Below are 16,751 nucleotides of genomic sequence, written 5' to 3' on the forward strand. Positions count from 1 at the left end.
CCTCAATCTGTCATAGCATCTAATAGATCTTAATCGCCTTTTAAAAAAATTTTAAATTCAGCAAGGATGCCGGTGATATGATTTCCCCCCGAATACTGTTAATCGCAGTTTCTCTACTGTGTGTGGGACTATCAGCAGAACCTGAAAGCCCAAAGAGCCACTCTTCTGTTAACACGATCAAACACCTGAGTTATGGCGATGAAATTCTTTTCTCATCCAGAATCTTGAGTCGTGAAATACCAATCAACATATATTTACCGCAAACGTTCCATCAAGCATCAAAGCAGCATAGATACCCGGTTATCTTTATTAATGGCACTCACGGCAAAGAATTTTTCCACGCCTTAACCGGGGCAGTAAAGCATCTAAGTAGCGTAGAACGTATGCCGGAAAGTATTGTAATCAGCCTTAATGATGGTGGTGATGAACCGGAAACCTACCTACATGGAATGTGGACACATACCACAGAGGAGAAATTTAGCGCCCAGGGAGACCCTGAGGCCTATAGTAAATTTCTAACTGAAGAACTATTCCCATATTTAGAAAGTAATTACCGCGCACTCAACAATCGAATGATTATTGGTGTTTCAACTAGCAGCATCTTTCCTCTCTACGCCCTAACTAACAAACCTGGATTGTTTCAGTCTTACTTCTTTTTATCTGCGGCCGATATATTTGGTATGGGACCCACTTCAGAGAGTACTTTTATTGATGAAATAACTACAAGTATGCAGACCTCATCAAACAAGATCAGTGCTTTTTATTTCGCCATGGCCGACAGTGATATGCGTAAAGATAAGCGCTATGATAAAATCTTAAGTCAAATTAATACCAAACTATCGCCTTACGTAAAAGAGAATCTCAAATTAAAAATAGAAGTTCTTAACAATGAAAACCACTACGGTGCCTTTATAAAAGCCGCGCTAACGGCTATTGAGCTTAATTATCCCCACGAAGAATGGTCCGCAAATTATCGAGAATTGATATCCCAACCTGGTGACGCCTTGCAAAATATCGATCATTTCTATCAATCACTCTCACAGAAATATGGCTTTCCTATTTTATCCAGGGCTACACGTTGGAGAAATGTTAACAAATTAAGCCATATCACCAAGTTGTTACTAAAGGATGGTCGTATCCAAGAAGCCATCAATGTCGCAAGGCGATGGGTGGAATATCGGCCAAATTCTATTGACGCCCACCAAAGTTTGGCCCAGGCGTTACAACAGAATGATGAAATTTCAGAAGCTTCTGATGTTTTGAAGAAAGCACTAGAAATTTCTCGCAATCAGGATAAAAGTAAAACGGCGGCGATAAATCGGCAAATAGCTGAACTCAAGCTCAATTAGAATACGATTAAAAATTGTATTTACTTAAAATAAAATGAGATAAATATATATGGATTTCACCAGTGCTTTTCAATATAAAAAATGGGCCAACTTAGAGCTATTATCAGCTGGCGAAAAGCAACTTCATCTTCTACCCAAGGAAGATGCGAGCTTCTTTATCCGTATACTCAATCATACTGCGGTGGTCGACAGCCTATTTATAAGCCGCATTACCGAAACACAGGAGCTGTTTTCTTCAGATAACACCATTGAGACACCTACGATTCCAGAACTAAGAGATAGAATGAATAACAATGATTCCTGGCTAATCAACTTCTCTCAAACAGCAACTTTATCCGATCTTGAGAGAGTAATTAATTTTCAATTTACGGACGGGGATTCTGGGCAACTATCAATCTACGAAATTTTCGTGCATTTATTGACCCATGGCAGCAATCATCGAGGAATGGCATCGCGAACGTTATCTTCGAAAGGCCTGGAAAGGCCAAAAGATACTTTTACCCGCTTTCTACATGAAGTTGAGCCTGAGAGACGGATGGCAGCTGCTATTACCGAATAAAAAACGCTATGCACTAAAGCGAGCCGGCTTTAATTTCCAGCTCGCCCACAGAAAACATATCGATATCTAAATCCAGCAGCACCCAGCTACTAATAGCAAATTCACAGAACCTCTCTACTCACTCACCAGGCGTAAATCCGTAGCCATCTCATCTTTCCACCAGGCCTTTGTTGTGGTGGGAGATTGCAGGCGAACAGCCTCTCCAATGATAGGCGTTACCAAAGTGACACCTTGATCTTTGGCTGCCGTCTGTGCGCGCTCCAGAGGTTCATACCAATCGTGTAGGGCAAGGTCAAAAGTACTGTTGTGGATAGGTAACATTGCTCTCCCTCCGAGATCGAGATGTGCCTGTACACTCTCTTCAGGCATCATATGAACCGAACTCCAAAGCTTGTTGTAAGCACCCGTTTCCATCAGTGTCAGGTCGAACGGACCAAATCGCTCACCAATTTCACGAAAGCCACTAAAATAGCCACTGTCACCGCTAAAGAATATACGGCCCTCGCGCCCTTCAATTACCCAGCTGGCCCACAATGTTGAGTCTTTATCCGTTAGTCCACGCCCGGAAAAATGTTGAGCCGGGGTCGCGGTAAAGTGCAAACTGCCCAAGGCAAACGATTCCCACCAGGCCAACTCCTCAATTTTTTCGGCCGCAATTCCCCAGTTACGCAAACGACTTCCCACCCCGGTAGGAACGATAAATTGCTCTACTTTATTCTTGAGTGAGCGAATACTATTTTTGTCCAAATGATCGTAGTGGTCATGGCTGATAACGACCGCTTTAATCGAAGGCAAGTCTCGAATCTCTATGGGCAATGGATGAAAGCGCTTCGGGCCCATCCACTGAACCGGGGATGCCCGCTTGCTAAATACCGGATCTGTCAAAACATACTGATCATCCATTCGAATCAGTACTGTGGAGTGCCCGAGGCGATATACGGCACTCTCAGCGACTGGGGCAGCCAGCTCTGCAGCGGGAATCTGTCGCAATGGAATAGGCTTCACCGGTGCGGGGGCTGCACGATCCGCCTTGATGTAGGCGCCGATCATCTCAACTATACCGCCACTACTGACTTTGTAGTCCGTATCACTGTTGCGGAACTTCTCGGGTTGATTTGTACAGCTACCAAAGAGACCTACCGACATAACAATCACTCCTGCCAGAATCCACCAGCGCTTCTTCATTTCACTTACCATGTAAACTATACAGTGCAGTGTATAAACTAACTATATGAAAGTAAACTATATAGTGTAAAATTTGCGTAAGAAGTAACTCGCCGGCAATGGAATCCCCCGGCCCAGATTTCACAGAGATACCCATGACTGAAAAGAAACCAACCAGAAGTGAGCTGAAACGCCAAGCTATTATTGATGCTGCCAAGCAGGCTTTTCAGGAGCTGGGAGTGCAGGGCACGAGTATGGACGAGCTGGCAGCCCGAGCACAGGTATCAAAACGCACCGTGTACAACCACTTCTCCAGCAAAGAAGCCCTGGTAATGTATTTGATCGGTGAACTCTGGCAGCAGGCCACCCAGCCCTCCGGTTGTGACTACAACCCGGATAGTGATATGCAATCACAACTCCGCACACTGTTAGAGCAGGAAATAAAAACGATCTGCAACCCGCAGTATATTGAGCTTAACCGCATGGCCTTCGACTACTTCTTCCACCAGCCGGAAGCACTACAGAAGGAAATGGAAAAATATAAGGCCCATGAAACCGGGGTGCAGCGCTGGATCAAATCTGCCGTAGCTGATGGGCGACTAAAGTCTCTCGACATAGAGGTCGCCAATGGGCAGATTCACAACCTGATTAAGGGCGGTTGCTACTGGCCTCAGTTACTTCAACTCTCTGGCCCACCGAACTCCGCCGAGCAAGAGGCACTGGCCGAGCGCACCGCTGCGATGTTTTTAAGTTATTACCAGGCTTGAATCGCTGCCCTAAGAGGCCATTTTTCACCTACTAATTTACCAACAAAAAAGGCCCCAAAAGGGGCCTTTTTTATTTTATCGGGAATAAATTAAAGTCTTTCCCAAAGTATCTCCCAGTTCCCACCAACACCTGGCTCGAACTGTATTGCACCTCTTTTTACTTCCTTACAGTAGTGGGAGTAAGCAGAGTCCTTACACTCGTAGACATTACCGTCACGGCCCAGGACTTTGGTGCCCGCAGCATAGTTTCTATGACCTCTAGGGAAGACATAATCATAATCCTGATCACTTGAAGATTGGTCATCGTCATTGGAGTTATCATCATCTCCGTTCGAAGTATCATCGTCTCCATTGGAGGTGTCGTCATCGCCGTTGGAGCTATCGTCGTCGCCATTAGAAGCGTCGTCATCGCCGTTCGAGGAGTCATCATCCCCATTCGAGGAGTCATCATCACCAGAGGTGTCTTCAACCAGGTAGAAGTTCAGAGTGTTTTGATCAACCATGTTGCCATCGCGGTCTTTTACCACCACTACAACCATATGGTGCCCTGCTACAGTCTCTGAGAGAGTCAAGCTAGTACTGGCAGTATCACCATCATCAATGTTATTGCTATAGCTTGCTAGAGTATCACCGCCATGATTTACCACTGTAACCTCAACGCTGACATCTCCCGTAGCACTGAGAGCCAAGTCTAGAGAAATAGCACCGCCTGTAATTGTGTATTCACTTTCAAGACCACTTACCGTTACTTCATAGTTGGGCTCTTCTTCGCTCAACTCGTAACCGATCTCGACATTTTCCAGGCCACTGCCATCTTTTAGATAAATGCGGTTGATACCGTACAGAGGCTCAAAGCTATTATCACCATCGAAATCACCGGCGCGGATATCGGTTTGCTCTGCATTAATCAACTCAGCCAAATCGTGTGACCAGTTTTCAGCGATGCCCTGCTCTTCGGAGGCAATTTCCAAAACAGTGCTGTAAGATGAGTTTTCACCTGAGCCATCAAATACGCGGGTATACACTTTATCGCCAACGTTCAAGTCCTGAGTCGGATTGATGGTACCCGCAGCGCTCCACTCGGTATTAGTGACATTATCGCCATCGAACTCCACATCGATAACATTGTAGAAAGCGTTAACCGTATCACCCACATCCCAAACAGCCAGAATTACATGATAGCCCTCGCGATCTGGCACCTGACACTCATGAGTTGTATTTACATTTGGCTGTTCATAATTGCCATCTATCTCACAGAATGGGTCGAGATCAAATTGATCGCGAGTCAAGACTGAATTCGGATTCCAATCTTCTTTAGTAATATAGTATTTCCAATCACGAGTTACATGGTTGGCGGTGAAGTACCATTTGAAGGTTTGCCAACCGGAGCTAATATAATTTTTTACCCAGCGATCAGATGTCTGTTCATTAAGCTCAGACCAGGCACTGCTTCCTCCACTGGCAATTTGCCCATCGGCAGGGCCGCTATCGGGAAAGCCTTCAGGACCTTCAATACTCTGTGGCTCCCACTGAACTGCGCCGCAATTCAAATTCATTTCACCGGTATCTAATGCGTATTTACACAGGGTACCACGCGCAGAAGCTACACCACCGTCAGCGGCCTCAACATAACCATGACTGAAAGCATTAGAACTGGCACCGGCTAATACCACTGCCATTAATGTGCGATTGACTATCGGTTGTTTAAATACGGATGCTAATTTTTTCTTACGTAGAATCATATCTCTGCCCATTTATTACTTTGCGCTCAACTTCCTTCCCAAGCTGAACACAAATTTTTACTTTTAGAGGATGTAAATCCTGCAACGCTAGCGACAGAGTTATGGACCACCACTAATTGGCACGGTTCCTATTATTTTTATAATTTAAACAAACAACTTTCAGCGTGTCGCCGAAAGATAAGTCTAATTTTTAATAAATACCATCCCATTAAAAGTTCCATACAAACACAAAAATAAAAACATAAATAATGACAAAATAATTTCTTACAAAATAGAAAAATGACGACCTAAAACAAAAAATAAGCCCATAATTTCGGGTAATTAATGCAACATAACATCAATAAAAGCGACATTTAGTGGTATTTTATTCCAGCAAGGGCAGTCAGGTACAAATCCGAATATACCGCTTATAAAAATATAAAAACAAAATATGGAAGAACTATGAATTTCACACTTAAGTCTTCCCGAAACTCAAAATGAAACCCTAACTAACTCCACCTATCGCTTACCGGCAAAAAAACACGGTGCACCCACGACAAAATAGAAACAGAAAAAACCTAGAAAACAACGGCCAATACTTCTTCTGTAACTAATCGGGCAGAGGGTTTTCCAATGAAAATTAAAAATAATAGTTTTTTAAAGCTTTCACTTCACTGAATTCACGCCGGCCAGATATCCCTGAGTCCACAGAAAATGCCACCTTTCGATAACTTACAAATAGTATTCCCAATGTATCAAAGCTGGCATTTTGGGGGCCTCAGAGCAACTCTTTGACCCCATCAGTTTTAAGATTTAATCATGGAGTTTCTAAAGCCCAAGATTAATATCAGGTTTGCGATAAACCACAGATCTTTAATAATAAAAATACCGCTGGAGCTAAGTTGCCAGGGAGCTACCCAACTGCCTGGATAGGAGTAGAGGAAGGTCTGGGTTGTTATAAATACTGCGGCACAAAGCAATAGTCCCGGCCAAAACAGCTGCCGGATATAAATACCCAAGGCGAGGATAGCCAGCGCAATCAAGTCATATATACCGATAAGATTTGAGGCCACCTGCACGCTAAATAGACTGTATAACCACGACATCAGTGGCGAAGTGCTTACCAGGCCTTCAATCCCCTCAGCCTCAAGCGCTGTGAATTTCATCCCTCCAATCCAGAGTAATACCAAGCCGACAGGGAAATAATTGAGCCATATCAGCTTTAGTGGACTCAACGAATCCCTATACAACCAGGTAATACCCAAGGTTAACAGGGCAAAGTACTTAATTATCCCCTGTCCTGAGCCAATTGCCGGAAAGCCGCCCAGGGAGTCGATCCAATGGCCGCTGCCAAGAAGACTCAGTAGGGGCACTAGCGATATTAAAATCAGAAGGATTGCCAGGGGCTTAACAACCCGCTCAAAGCGAAGGGCGAGTGCCCCCAAAATAGCGGCGACTGAAAAAATAATGGCGGTCATTAAACGTATAGAGGAAAGCACCTCCTCATTAGTGACACCGTAGAATTCAAATACGCGCTTGATACCACCCCATTGGCCGGAAAAAAGCGCCACCGTAATAAGCGCAAAGGCGATGGCCACCAGGGCGAAGGGAAGTTTTCGAAGAAGAAATGACATTTGTTGACGACCTCTTAACAAATTAGAGCTTAGTCACCATCCTGACCAGAGCCCCTTTCTCCATACAGGTGAAAGGCGGCTCTGGGGTATTGGTTAAATCTATGTCGTCTTGGCCCGGGGAATTATTACACCCCCATAGAGAATCACATTTACTGTTACTCCAGTATCAATGTGCCCCGATACATTTGCATCTGGCAGTTGAACGGGTATTCGCCCGGCTCGGCTTTTGGTATTTCCACCAAGGTATCCTGATTCAGGGCAAGCTGAGCGCTGACTTCCAAGTCTGGAAACAATACCCACTCGGAGCAGGGGCTTGGGTCCTCCCGGTGAAAATGCAAAGTCGCTGTGCGACCGGCGGGCAGGCGGATAAGATCCGGTTCGTAAACTCCATCCTTAACCAGAATCTGTAAATTATCCGTGCTCGGCGTCGCCTTACTGGCACCTCTTTTTGGCCCCAACCAAAACCACCAGATAACAGCCAGAATCATCAGCACACCGACGATATTTACGAGAACTTCAGCCATTTAGCGAGCCTCCGATGGTTTAAAGAAGCGCAGGCGGTTGGCATTACTGACCACTGTCAGGGAGGAAAGCGCCATAGCACCACCGGCAACAATGGGGCTCAGTAACATACCCGTAATCGGGTAGAGGACACCGGCGGCGATGGGAATACCCAGAGTGTTATAAATAAAAGCTCCAAACAGGTTTTGCTTGATGTTGTGCAAAGTGGCCCGGGACAACTCCACGGCATTAGCGACCCCGTGCAGGGAGGAACGCATTAGGGTGACATCGGCGCTCTCAATAGCAACATCGGTACCGGCACCTATCGCAAAGCCCACATCGGCCCGCGCCAGGGCCGGGGCATCGTTAATCCCGTCACCCACCATACCCACTCGCTCGCCTTTTTTTTGCAATTCAGCGACGATCCCCTCTTTATCTTCCGGCAATAGTTCTGCGTGAACTCGGTCGATGCCCAGTTGCCGGGCAACCGCTTCGGCACTGCCGTGATTGTCCCCGGTAAGCATTTCAATGCGTAAACCCAGTTTGTTCAGTCGCTCGATTGCAGCTTGCGCATCAGCGCGAATCGGATCGGCTACAGCAATAATCCCCCGCAACTTGCCGTCCACGGCGGCGTACATCACCGTGCGCCCCACCTCGGCCAATTTGGCTGCCCGCTCACTCCAGGCATCCAGGGAAACAGCCTCCTTTTGCATTAACTTGGTATTCCCCAATAGCACGCGACTGCCACCGATATCACCACTCACACCGTGAGCTGTGATGGCTTCAAAGTTGGCTGGAGACTGCAATTCAAGGTTTTTATCGTGAGCGGCCGTCACTATGGCTTCGGCCAAGGGGTGCTCTGAGCCCTGCTCCAGGCTCGCCACTAAACGCAGCAGTTCATCGCTGTCGCCATCACTATCGATATCTGTTAGACGCGGAGAACCCTCGGTGAGAGTCCCGGTTTTATCCACAACCAGGACATCCAGAGTACAGGATTGTTGCAGGGCCTTGCCGTTGCGCACCAGTACACCGTACTCGGCACCTTTGCCGACCCCCACCATAACCGACATGGGAGTCGCCAAACCCAAGGCACAGGGACAGGCGATAATCAGCACCGAAGTCAGTACTACTAACATATGGGCAACCCGAGGATCGGGGCCCAAGTTGAACCAAACCAGTGCGGCCACCAGGGCAATAATCATCACCACTGGCACAAAGATGCCGGAAATCTTGTCCGCCAAACGCGCGATAGGTACCCGGGAGCTCTGGGCATTCTTTACCATCTCGATAATCTGCGCGAGACGGGTGTCGGAACCCACTTTATCTGCGCGAAACAACAGGCTGCCATTTTTATTCAGGGTGCCGGCGGCGAGGCTGTCACCCTCCGCCTTTTTCACCGGCACTGGTTCCCCAGTGAGCATGGATTCATCTACCAGGCTGCGCCCTTCAAGCACAGTGCCATCCACCGGAATTTTCTCGCCGGGGCGGACGCGCAGCTGGTCTCCCTGCTGCACCTGCTCGATAGGGAGATCCACCTCTCGGCCGTCTCTCAATACCCGCGCGGATGTATCCTGGAGCTCCAACAGCTTCTCCACTGCGGCACTGGTGCGCCCGCGCGCCCGAATCTCCATTGCCTGGCCGAGGCTGATCAGGCCAATAATCATGGCACTGGCCTCGAAGTACACATGTCGTGCCGCTTCCGGTAAGAGATGGGGAACCAATACCACGATCATGGAAAAGAGCCAGGCCGTTCCCGTGCCCAGGGCCACCAGCGTATCCATAGTGGCATTGTGGTGACGCAGTGCCTTCCAGGCACCACTGAAGAAGTTGCCGCCACAGAAGACCAGCACCGCCAGGGTAATCAGCCCCATGACACCCCAGGCCAGCTGCTCCGCAGGGGTATTCACCGATACCTTGTCGGTGATCAGCCCCCAGGCCATCATTGGCACGCCCACGCCCAGAGCAAATGCCGAACGCCACAACTGCTGGCGGTAGTGCCGCTGTGTCTGCTCCCGCTGTTCCGCGCGCTGCTCTCGTTCACTACTTCGCAAGAGTTCAGCGCCGTAGCCCGCGCCTCGGACGGCTTCGATACAGGATGCAGCCTCTGCCGGGCCGTATACCGACAGGATTTTATCGGACAGGTTTACCCGGGCATCAGTCACCCCGGCTACGGCCTTAACCGCAGTCTCAATTTTGTTAATACAGCCGGCACAATTGACTCCACTCAAACGGAACACCGTTGGCGCAGATTGTTGCTCCTTCGTCATCTTGCTCTCCCGCAACACCAATTACAGCGACAAAGTTACAACCTTACCGCTAGGGGAAGGCAACAGTTGGCAGCGCACCGTCTGCCGAAATTTCGCAGTCAATTCATCCTTCAGCTTAGTGGTTGGCACCAGGGGCAGGAAAAGGCTGAGGATTCGCCAATGATCGCGCATGCGATGCGACGGAATGTTATTATCGCGCCATGACACATCCCCTGCTTCCCGAAAGACCCCTGAGTATCTCTCCTTCTCTGGCTGCCACTGTCGGCCTGGAGGAAGCTGTGCTGCTCACTGCACTTGGCGACCTGGCTCCATTCCTTCCCCTGGAGCCCTACGGAGGCCGGGATTGGTATACCGCCGAGGGGGAGCAGCTATATCTGCTGCTGCCCTTCTGGCAGGCAGCGGATATCCAGCGGGTAGCCACCAGCTTGCGCAACCAGGGTGCCCTTCTGCTGGGGGCGGCACCATTCGGCAGTAGCGAGATTCTGAAGTTCGCCCTGCCCGGTGAGTACAAGCGCCCGGTGGCAACACCCCCTACCCCGTCCAACCGCAATGCCAACACTATTGCCCCCAGTTGGCAGCCGGATAGTGAAACCATGGCCCGTATCGCCCAACTGGGTATTCCCGAGCACTTTGTAAGGGAGCAATTGCCGGAGTTTGTCACTTACTGGCGCGAGCGCGCCGAGCCCCGCCACTCCTTTGGCTCCCTGTTCCTGCGCCAGGTTAAAAGCAAATGGGAGGCTTTTCGAGCAACAGCTCAGCGCAAACAGCCACTGCCCAACGGCTGGCAACCCAGCGATGAGACCCTGCGCAAGCTGGCGGACGAGGGAGTCCCCAGCACTTTTGTCGGTCGCGGCCTACAGCGCTTTCTCGATTACCACCGCTCCAGTGGCAAGCAGTCCATTTCCTGGGATTTGGAATTCAATGACTGGATTATGGAAGACTGGGAAAAGCAGGACACGCCATTTATCGAAAAGCGCAAGCCCACTGCTATGTCCCGCGACTGGCAGCCCAGCGAGCACACCTGGGAGCAGTTGCAGCGCCTGGCCATCAATCCGCGCTTTGCTGCCGAATTGCTGCCGGAATTCATTTATAAATGGACCGAGCGCGGTGGCCACAGTGCCCGCTGGGGTGAACTGTTTATCGAGTATGCGCGGGAAGAGTGGGCCTATTACTGCCAGGGTATTGAGAAAAACCCGGTGGCTAAACCTATCTCCCGCAACTGGCAGCCCAGTGGTGACTGCCTGAGTCATTTGATGAACCAATGCGAGATAGATCGCGACTTCGCTCTATCCCTGGTTCCGGAATTTATTATTTACTGGCGCGGTCAAAATGCCGCACGTAAAAGCTGGGACGCCGTATTTGTGCGTCACGCGCGCCACCAGTGGGCGGAGCGCAACAAACTGGCAATAGGAAACTCTTATGGCAATCCACAAGACTCCCACAACAACACCAACCAGCGCACCCGCGACCGGTCAATCGGCGACATACTCACAGACACAAACTGGTAGTGAACAGGGCCAGGAACTGCTGAACGAAAAGAAGCGCGCAATCAATGAAGTATTTGCGCTGTTTAAACTGAATTATCACAATCAGTTCAGCGCAGCGTTTCCAGACACTGAAACCCTTCACCACGCTAAGCGCCTCTGGCTGGAGGCCCTGCTTGCTTTCGCTCCCCAGGATATTATGCAGGGTGCCAAGCGAGCGATCTTGCAAAGCGAGTACCTGCCCACCGTACATAAAATGCTGCAGCTGTGCGCCGCTGGGGAGAATGGTTTACCGGAAGCACGCGCCGCCTATCGCGAAGCCTGCAATGCCCCCAGCCCCAAAACCAATTACAACTGGAGCCACTTAGCAATCTATCACGCAGGGCGGGAATCCAACTGGTTTTTTCTTGCCAATAACCCCGAGTCTATCGCCTACCCGGTCTTTGCTGAGCACTATCGAAAAATATGTGAACGAGTCCTGGGGGGAGAAAAACTAACCGTTCCAGAGCAATTAAAGCTGGAGGAAAACCCCGGCTCACCACTTTCCAAGGAAGAAAATTCGAAAAGACTCTCGGAGATGCGAGCAAAGCTTGGCATTTAGAAATTAACAGCCAACTGCTTACTCTGACTTTGAATACAGGGCCTGATACCTAAAGGCCCTCACGCCAATGACTTGTGAAGTGAAAGCCCTGATCTAGCTTTACTGTGCTTGAAATAAAAATAAACAAAGCACAGGACAGATCATGAATAATTTTAAGACCACCGTAAAAACAAGTTTGTTTTCCAGCCTTATATTCACTTTCGCTACAAATACCAGCGCTGACTTTGCCAACAGGAAATATATTGGGGCTACCCTCGGTGAAACCTCTTATCCTCAATTTTGCTCATCTGCAAACCCCCGGATAAAATCACAGATTCCTCACGGATCTACAGACGGACGTTTTCATTGCAATAGTAGCGGCAGTACGATTAAGTTTTATGGCGGCTTGCGCTGGAACAGATACCTCGCCCTTGAAATCAGCTATCTAAAACCTTCAGCTGCGCAAAGCAGCTTTTATACCAATAATGAAAATGGAGAGTATGCAAAGGCTGCATACCAGGTTGAAACACATTTATTGACCGCCTTTTTATTGGGTTTTTATCCTGTTAACTCCAATATAAATATGTTTGCCAGAGTCGGGGCTGGAGCTTGGAGAGGGAAATTATCAGAGCAACAATCCGCTCAATTTTATATCCCCCAGCAATTATCCAATGGACAATTCACGGCACAACTTCAGACGTTCGATAAAGACACGTCCCAAAACCACAAAGGCCCTCACTGGGGAGTTGGGGTCGGTATGAATTATGTCTATAGGAATCACTGGATTTGGAGACTGGAGTGGGAGAAACTGGAGCCCACTGGAGTAGACTTCAATGCAGAAACACTATCACTGGGTTTAGGGCGGCTTTTTTGAATTTTGTTAATTGACACCTATAACTTTATACAAATTAAATAGAGTTCCCGCGCACTATTACTGGGAACTCTACCTTTAGGCGCCAAATCCAGTTAATAGAGTAGGTCCTACCTTAGACCAATCTAAAAGACGTTATTATTTTGGTGGTTGCCTTAATCAAATTTCACTCTAAAATCAGCTTCAGCGGTCCCCCATATAAGCTAAACAAGGTCAAGCCATGAACCGCTTTAGCCCCCTATTCATTATTTTTCTACTTTCCTTACCAGCCCTTGCTTGCGCCGATTTCTACTCACACAAATATGCTGGTATTTCTTTCGGTAACCAGCATGCCAATAACTTGTGTAGCGAAGCAGAAAAGCGAGTTCAACAAATTAGCGCCAGCTTAGATCAAGTGGATCTCAGTCTGTGTGATGATAAAAATAACGCCTGGAAACTATTTGCAGGAATTCGATGGACACCTTACCTGGCAATTGAAGCCAGCTATCAAAATTTCAATAAGTACCAGCTGGATACCCATATCTCATATGGGAATGGTGAATATTTAAACTATTTCTCTGATTTTGATAGCCAGCTTTTCAATATATTTTCCCTGGCGTATCTTCCCCTGGGAGAGTCATTTAGCTTATTCGGGAAACTTGGCACCGGCATCTGGTACGCGGAAACCAATGAGATTCAGAAGGGTGAAGTTTTTATCCTATACCAGCTTGAAGATGGCAGTTTAATAGAACAATTAACTCCAATCAGAGGTGAATTAACCGATAGCAGCAATGGATTCCACTGGGCATATGGTGCTGGTGTTAACTATAGCTATAGGGGCAAATGGAGCCTACGGATAGAGTGGGAACAGTTTTCAAAAATTGGGGGCGATACGTTTCTGGATGAAATAGATAGTGAAGCTATCACCATGGGGTGGAGTATGCATTTTTAATGATAAAATCCAGTTAAATACTGATAGAACTCCTCTCTATAAACAGCCATTAACTAACACATTCTAAAATGAACAACAAAAAGAATAAAATACTGAAGGAAAAAGATCTGGAGGAATACCAAGAAGACTATCGAGCGAAAATAGATTATGAAAACACGCTAAAAGAAACCAAAAAAACTCATTCAATTATATACATTACAATAGTATCTATACTATTAATTTACTCAATCTTCGTTTCGAGAAGCTCTAGGCAGCTAGATAATTTTCAATGGGCCATTCTTATAGTGTTTGTGCTGTTAATATTCGGAACAAAAAAACAGCTAGAGCAAGAAAAACTTGAAAATCCACCTATTTGCACCGACTGTAAGAAAAACATGGAGCCCTATGAGTTTCGCTCTAAAAGTAAATCACTAGATATTAATGGTATCGCCTACCTATGTAGGGACTGTAAGTCGAAAATAATTGATACTGAGCCATCACATTCTGGCTAATTCACATAGACAAATGGCCTATCTTTCCGATCCAATTAGATATCTATAAAATCAATAGCCAAGCTTCACAAGATTAGACGAAACTGTATCAATAAGTATTATGTCAAGATTTCTCAAGGCTTCAGTCCTACTGTTTTTTCTTTTTATTCTTTGGATTATCTATCTAGCCAATACCGGATCGAGTAGTATATTTTTTGACCTTGTCCGTGCTATCCCCTATGGCGATAAACTAGGCCATATCGCCTTGTTTGGTACTTTTGGTCTTATCCTGATAACTGCCACCCGCGCCACTTATTTTAAGCTCGGCTTTATTAGAGTTTACTATGGTGCTATCGCAGTGCTTGGCTTTGCCCTGATTGAAGAGATAAGCCAAGCATTTGTTCGCTCAAGGACTTTTGACTTACTTGATCTGGCCGCCGATATTGTTGGAGTGATACTTGCGAGCTCTCTGGTTTACCTGGTTCAGAGAGCCCGCAATATTAACAATTTAAGCCAGCCTGAAAACCCCGATACCGCTAGTGAGACAACAGACGATTGATATCTCTCCAATCAACCAATTTAAAATTCTGGGCTGCGCTGGGCATTCGGTTGCGCCCATCCTGGACAACTAACAAACCTCGAGGATATTCCGCACCCAAAGCTGAACTGGTAACGGCCAAACCATCGGTCTCCGAACTGCCATCCACACCTAGCTGGAGATTCACACCAACCCGAAAATGGGTAATAAATTCATTCCCACTACGGCTGAATAGTGCATAGCTATCATTACCTTGACTGGATATCACTAGATAGCCCTTATCGCCATCCTGATAAAGTGCCAATCCCTCTATATCTGCCACCAGCTTTTCACCATCCACTTCTGCCACCAACTCTGGAGAGGCCTCTGATAAGGACTTTAGGTTCAGCCGCCAAATCCCCCGGTCTTCCTCAGCAAAAAACAGGGTTCCGAACTGGTCATCCACAACACAGCCTTCAACCTGTCCATAGTCATCAAACTGGATACCCTGCTCAATCTCAAACTCATTGGAGGACTCAGAGACATTGATTTTTAGCTGATGCAAGCTGGCCTCCTTGTCAGAAACCCAGGCATAAAGCCCACTATCGTCCTGTTGCAGGCACAAGCCATAGGGATCATGAAGCCCTATACCCCGGTATCCAAGATACCCCACCTCGCCCGTTGTACTGATAGAAAATAGATCCAAACCGGGGTTAGTACGATTAGAGGCAACGGCAATCGCATCAATATTAGGGTGAGAAATTTTACGGATATCAACATTATTAACCCTGCCTACCGGAAAGTGCTGTTTTAAGCCGCCTGATAGATGATAGATATTGAGCCCCTTTTTTTTATCTGTAGCAAAAATCAGGCTGTTTGCCGGCGAATGAGAGTTCACCCAAATGGCGGGATCATCGGCAGCATCTCCATAAGAGTGAACCGGGTCAGTTTGTCCCCTGGCGGCAATAGTGGGAATAATCTCAAGCGGATTATCTGTAACGCTAGTCAGTTTGGTATTTATCGGGAAATAGGTTATTTCACTCTGCTTATCATTTAACACGGCCAACCTATCACCAAAAACTGCTATAGAGGCAGGACTTTCTGCAGGCAATGTCCAAGATTGGTCGGGCATACCACTTCCTGACAAGTCGAAAGCCTGTACTCCCTGTTCCACAGCAATCCAGATTTGGTCCTGCTGATAACCCAATCGCAAGCTGCCGAAATCATCACCGAGCTGTTTCGCCGAGATTAAAAGCTCACGCTCCTCATCTCGCTCTGCATCGGCATTCAATGCCAATATCCCTACAGGCGGCTGTGATACCAGTAATCGCCCCCGACGGTTATCCACGCTACAACTATTAACCTCCTCCCCCAAATATATTGGGCGGATCTCGGTAAAGTCCCAGTGCTCATCACTGGGAGAAAGCAGGTACTCAAACCCCAGTCCGTCCTCTCCAATGGCAAACAGGTGATCTCTTCCTGCTTGCAGTGAAAAACAGAGTGCGCTCACAGGCTTAGCACTCTCAAGCTTTCCTAAAAGTTGAAGCTGCAAATCATCGTTTAGATCAGTAAATAATTGATATAGATGTAATAGCGCTTCCTGCTCTTCGTAAGCCGCCACCAGGTAGCTGCCATCTTCTCTTGGCTGAATGGCAAGTGCCTCTACTCTGCCATCCTTTTGAACTTGTATTTCTGCGGACTCATCTACAAGCACTAGCCCTTTATCTTTACTGGATAGCAACAAGTATTGCTGCTCAGGGAAACTGACCAGCTGAATCTGTTCAGCTATCAGCCCCTTTAAAGAGATGATCTTTTGTGAAGATAATCTTTGACTATCCTTTTCAAGATCACATCCGAGTAATATAAGGCAGGACAAAACACCCACTATTGAAAAACGCATAATAAAACCTGCTTAGAACTTACCGGTAACTGACAG

14 protein-coding genes are annotated in these 16,751 nt (G+C 47.4%); 8 read left to right on the plus strand and 6 right to left on the minus strand.

The features are described from left to right. The first annotated feature begins 77 nt into the window (after window positions 1-77). Window positions 78-1,349, plus strand: coding sequence for an alpha/beta hydrolase-fold protein (locus ACG1BZ_RS20400; RefSeq protein ID WP_413663417.1), 1,272 nt, complete (start codon window positions 78-80; stop codon window positions 1,347-1,349). 49 nt (window positions 1,350-1,398) lie between these two features. After that, a complete protein-coding gene (locus tag ACG1BZ_RS20405) occupies window positions 1,399-1,908 on the plus strand; it encodes a DinB family protein (RefSeq protein WP_413663418.1) in 510 nt (169 codons plus the stop codon). Window positions 1,909-2,022: 114 nt separating this feature from the next. On the opposite strand, the gene ACG1BZ_RS20410 is transcribed toward ACG1BZ_RS20405, so the two are convergent. Continuing rightward, a complete protein-coding gene (locus ACG1BZ_RS20410; RefSeq protein WP_413663419.1) occupies window positions 2,023-3,093 on the minus strand; it encodes an MBL fold metallo-hydrolase in 1,071 nt (356 codons plus the stop codon). 134 nt (window positions 3,094-3,227) lie between these two features. Between ACG1BZ_RS20410 and ACG1BZ_RS20415 the strand changes: the two genes are divergently transcribed. Further along, entirely contained in the window at window positions 3,228-3,839 is a 612-nt protein-coding gene (locus tag ACG1BZ_RS20415) for a TetR/AcrR family transcriptional regulator (RefSeq protein WP_413663420.1), read from the plus strand. 89 nt (window positions 3,840-3,928) lie between these two features. On the opposite strand, the gene gbpA is transcribed toward ACG1BZ_RS20415, so the two are convergent. The 4 genes from gbpA to ACG1BZ_RS20435 form a co-directional block, all read right to left on the minus strand. After that, on the minus strand, window positions 3,929-5,581 hold the full coding sequence (gene gbpA / locus ACG1BZ_RS20420) for an N-acetylglucosamine-binding protein GbpA (RefSeq protein WP_413663421.1): 1,653 nt from the start codon (window positions 5,579-5,581) through the stop codon (window positions 3,929-3,931). Between the two features lie 785 nt (window positions 5,582-6,366). Then, the gene (locus ACG1BZ_RS20425) at window positions 6,367-7,194 is read right to left on the minus strand and encodes a DUF417 family protein (RefSeq protein WP_413663422.1); all 828 of its coding nucleotides are present in this window, start codon (window positions 7,192-7,194) and stop codon (window positions 6,367-6,369) included. Window positions 7,195-7,349: 155 nt separating this feature from the next. Beyond that, the gene (locus ACG1BZ_RS20430; protein ID WP_413663423.1) at window positions 7,350-7,718 is read right to left on the minus strand and encodes a cupredoxin domain-containing protein; all 369 of its coding nucleotides are present in this window, start codon (window positions 7,716-7,718) and stop codon (window positions 7,350-7,352) included. Beyond that, entirely contained in the window at window positions 7,719-9,962 is a 2,244-nt protein-coding gene (locus ACG1BZ_RS20435; RefSeq protein ID WP_413663424.1) for a heavy metal translocating P-type ATPase, read from the minus strand. Between the two features lie 200 nt (window positions 9,963-10,162). On the opposite strand from ACG1BZ_RS20435, the gene ACG1BZ_RS20440 reads away from it, so the two are divergent. From ACG1BZ_RS20440 to ACG1BZ_RS20460, 5 genes are all read left to right on the plus strand, one after another. Next, on the plus strand, window positions 10,163-11,470 hold the full coding sequence (locus ACG1BZ_RS20440; RefSeq protein ID WP_108734619.1) for a DnaT-like ssDNA-binding domain-containing protein: 1,308 nt from the start codon (window positions 10,163-10,165) through the stop codon (window positions 11,468-11,470). Beyond that, window positions 11,382-12,047: a replication protein P gene (locus ACG1BZ_RS20445; RefSeq protein WP_413663425.1), complete on the plus strand. Its 666-nt coding sequence runs from the start codon at window positions 11,382-11,384 to the stop codon at window positions 12,045-12,047. Before ACG1BZ_RS20440 ends, ACG1BZ_RS20445 begins: the two co-directional genes overlap by 89 nt. 142 nt (window positions 12,048-12,189) lie before the next feature. Next, a complete protein-coding gene (locus ACG1BZ_RS20450) occupies window positions 12,190-12,900 on the plus strand; it encodes an outer membrane beta-barrel protein (protein WP_413663426.1) in 711 nt (236 codons plus the stop codon). A gap of 217 nt (window positions 12,901-13,117) precedes the next feature. Further along, on the plus strand, window positions 13,118-13,828 hold the full coding sequence (locus ACG1BZ_RS20455; protein ID WP_413663427.1) for an outer membrane beta-barrel protein: 711 nt from the start codon (window positions 13,118-13,120) through the stop codon (window positions 13,826-13,828). A 591-nt stretch (window positions 13,829-14,419) separates the two neighbouring features. Beyond that, window positions 14,420-14,857 carry a VanZ family protein gene (locus ACG1BZ_RS20460; RefSeq protein WP_413663428.1) on the plus strand — a complete coding sequence of 146 codons (438 nt, stop codon included), beginning with the start codon at window positions 14,420-14,422 and terminating at the stop codon, window positions 14,855-14,857. Here the strand turns inward: ACG1BZ_RS20460 and ACG1BZ_RS20465 are convergent. Then, the gene (locus ACG1BZ_RS20465; protein WP_413663429.1) at window positions 14,835-16,715 is read right to left on the minus strand and encodes a phytase; all 1,881 of its coding nucleotides are present in this window, start codon (window positions 16,713-16,715) and stop codon (window positions 14,835-14,837) included. The two genes, ACG1BZ_RS20460 and ACG1BZ_RS20465, sit on opposite strands and share 23 nt — an antisense overlap. Window positions 16,716-16,751 lie beyond the last annotated feature (36 nt).

The sequence above is a fragment of the Microbulbifer sp. CNSA002 genome (genome assembly GCF_047324085.1).
In the GTDB taxonomy this organism is placed as follows: Bacteria; Pseudomonadota; Gammaproteobacteria; order Pseudomonadales; family Cellvibrionaceae; genus Microbulbifer.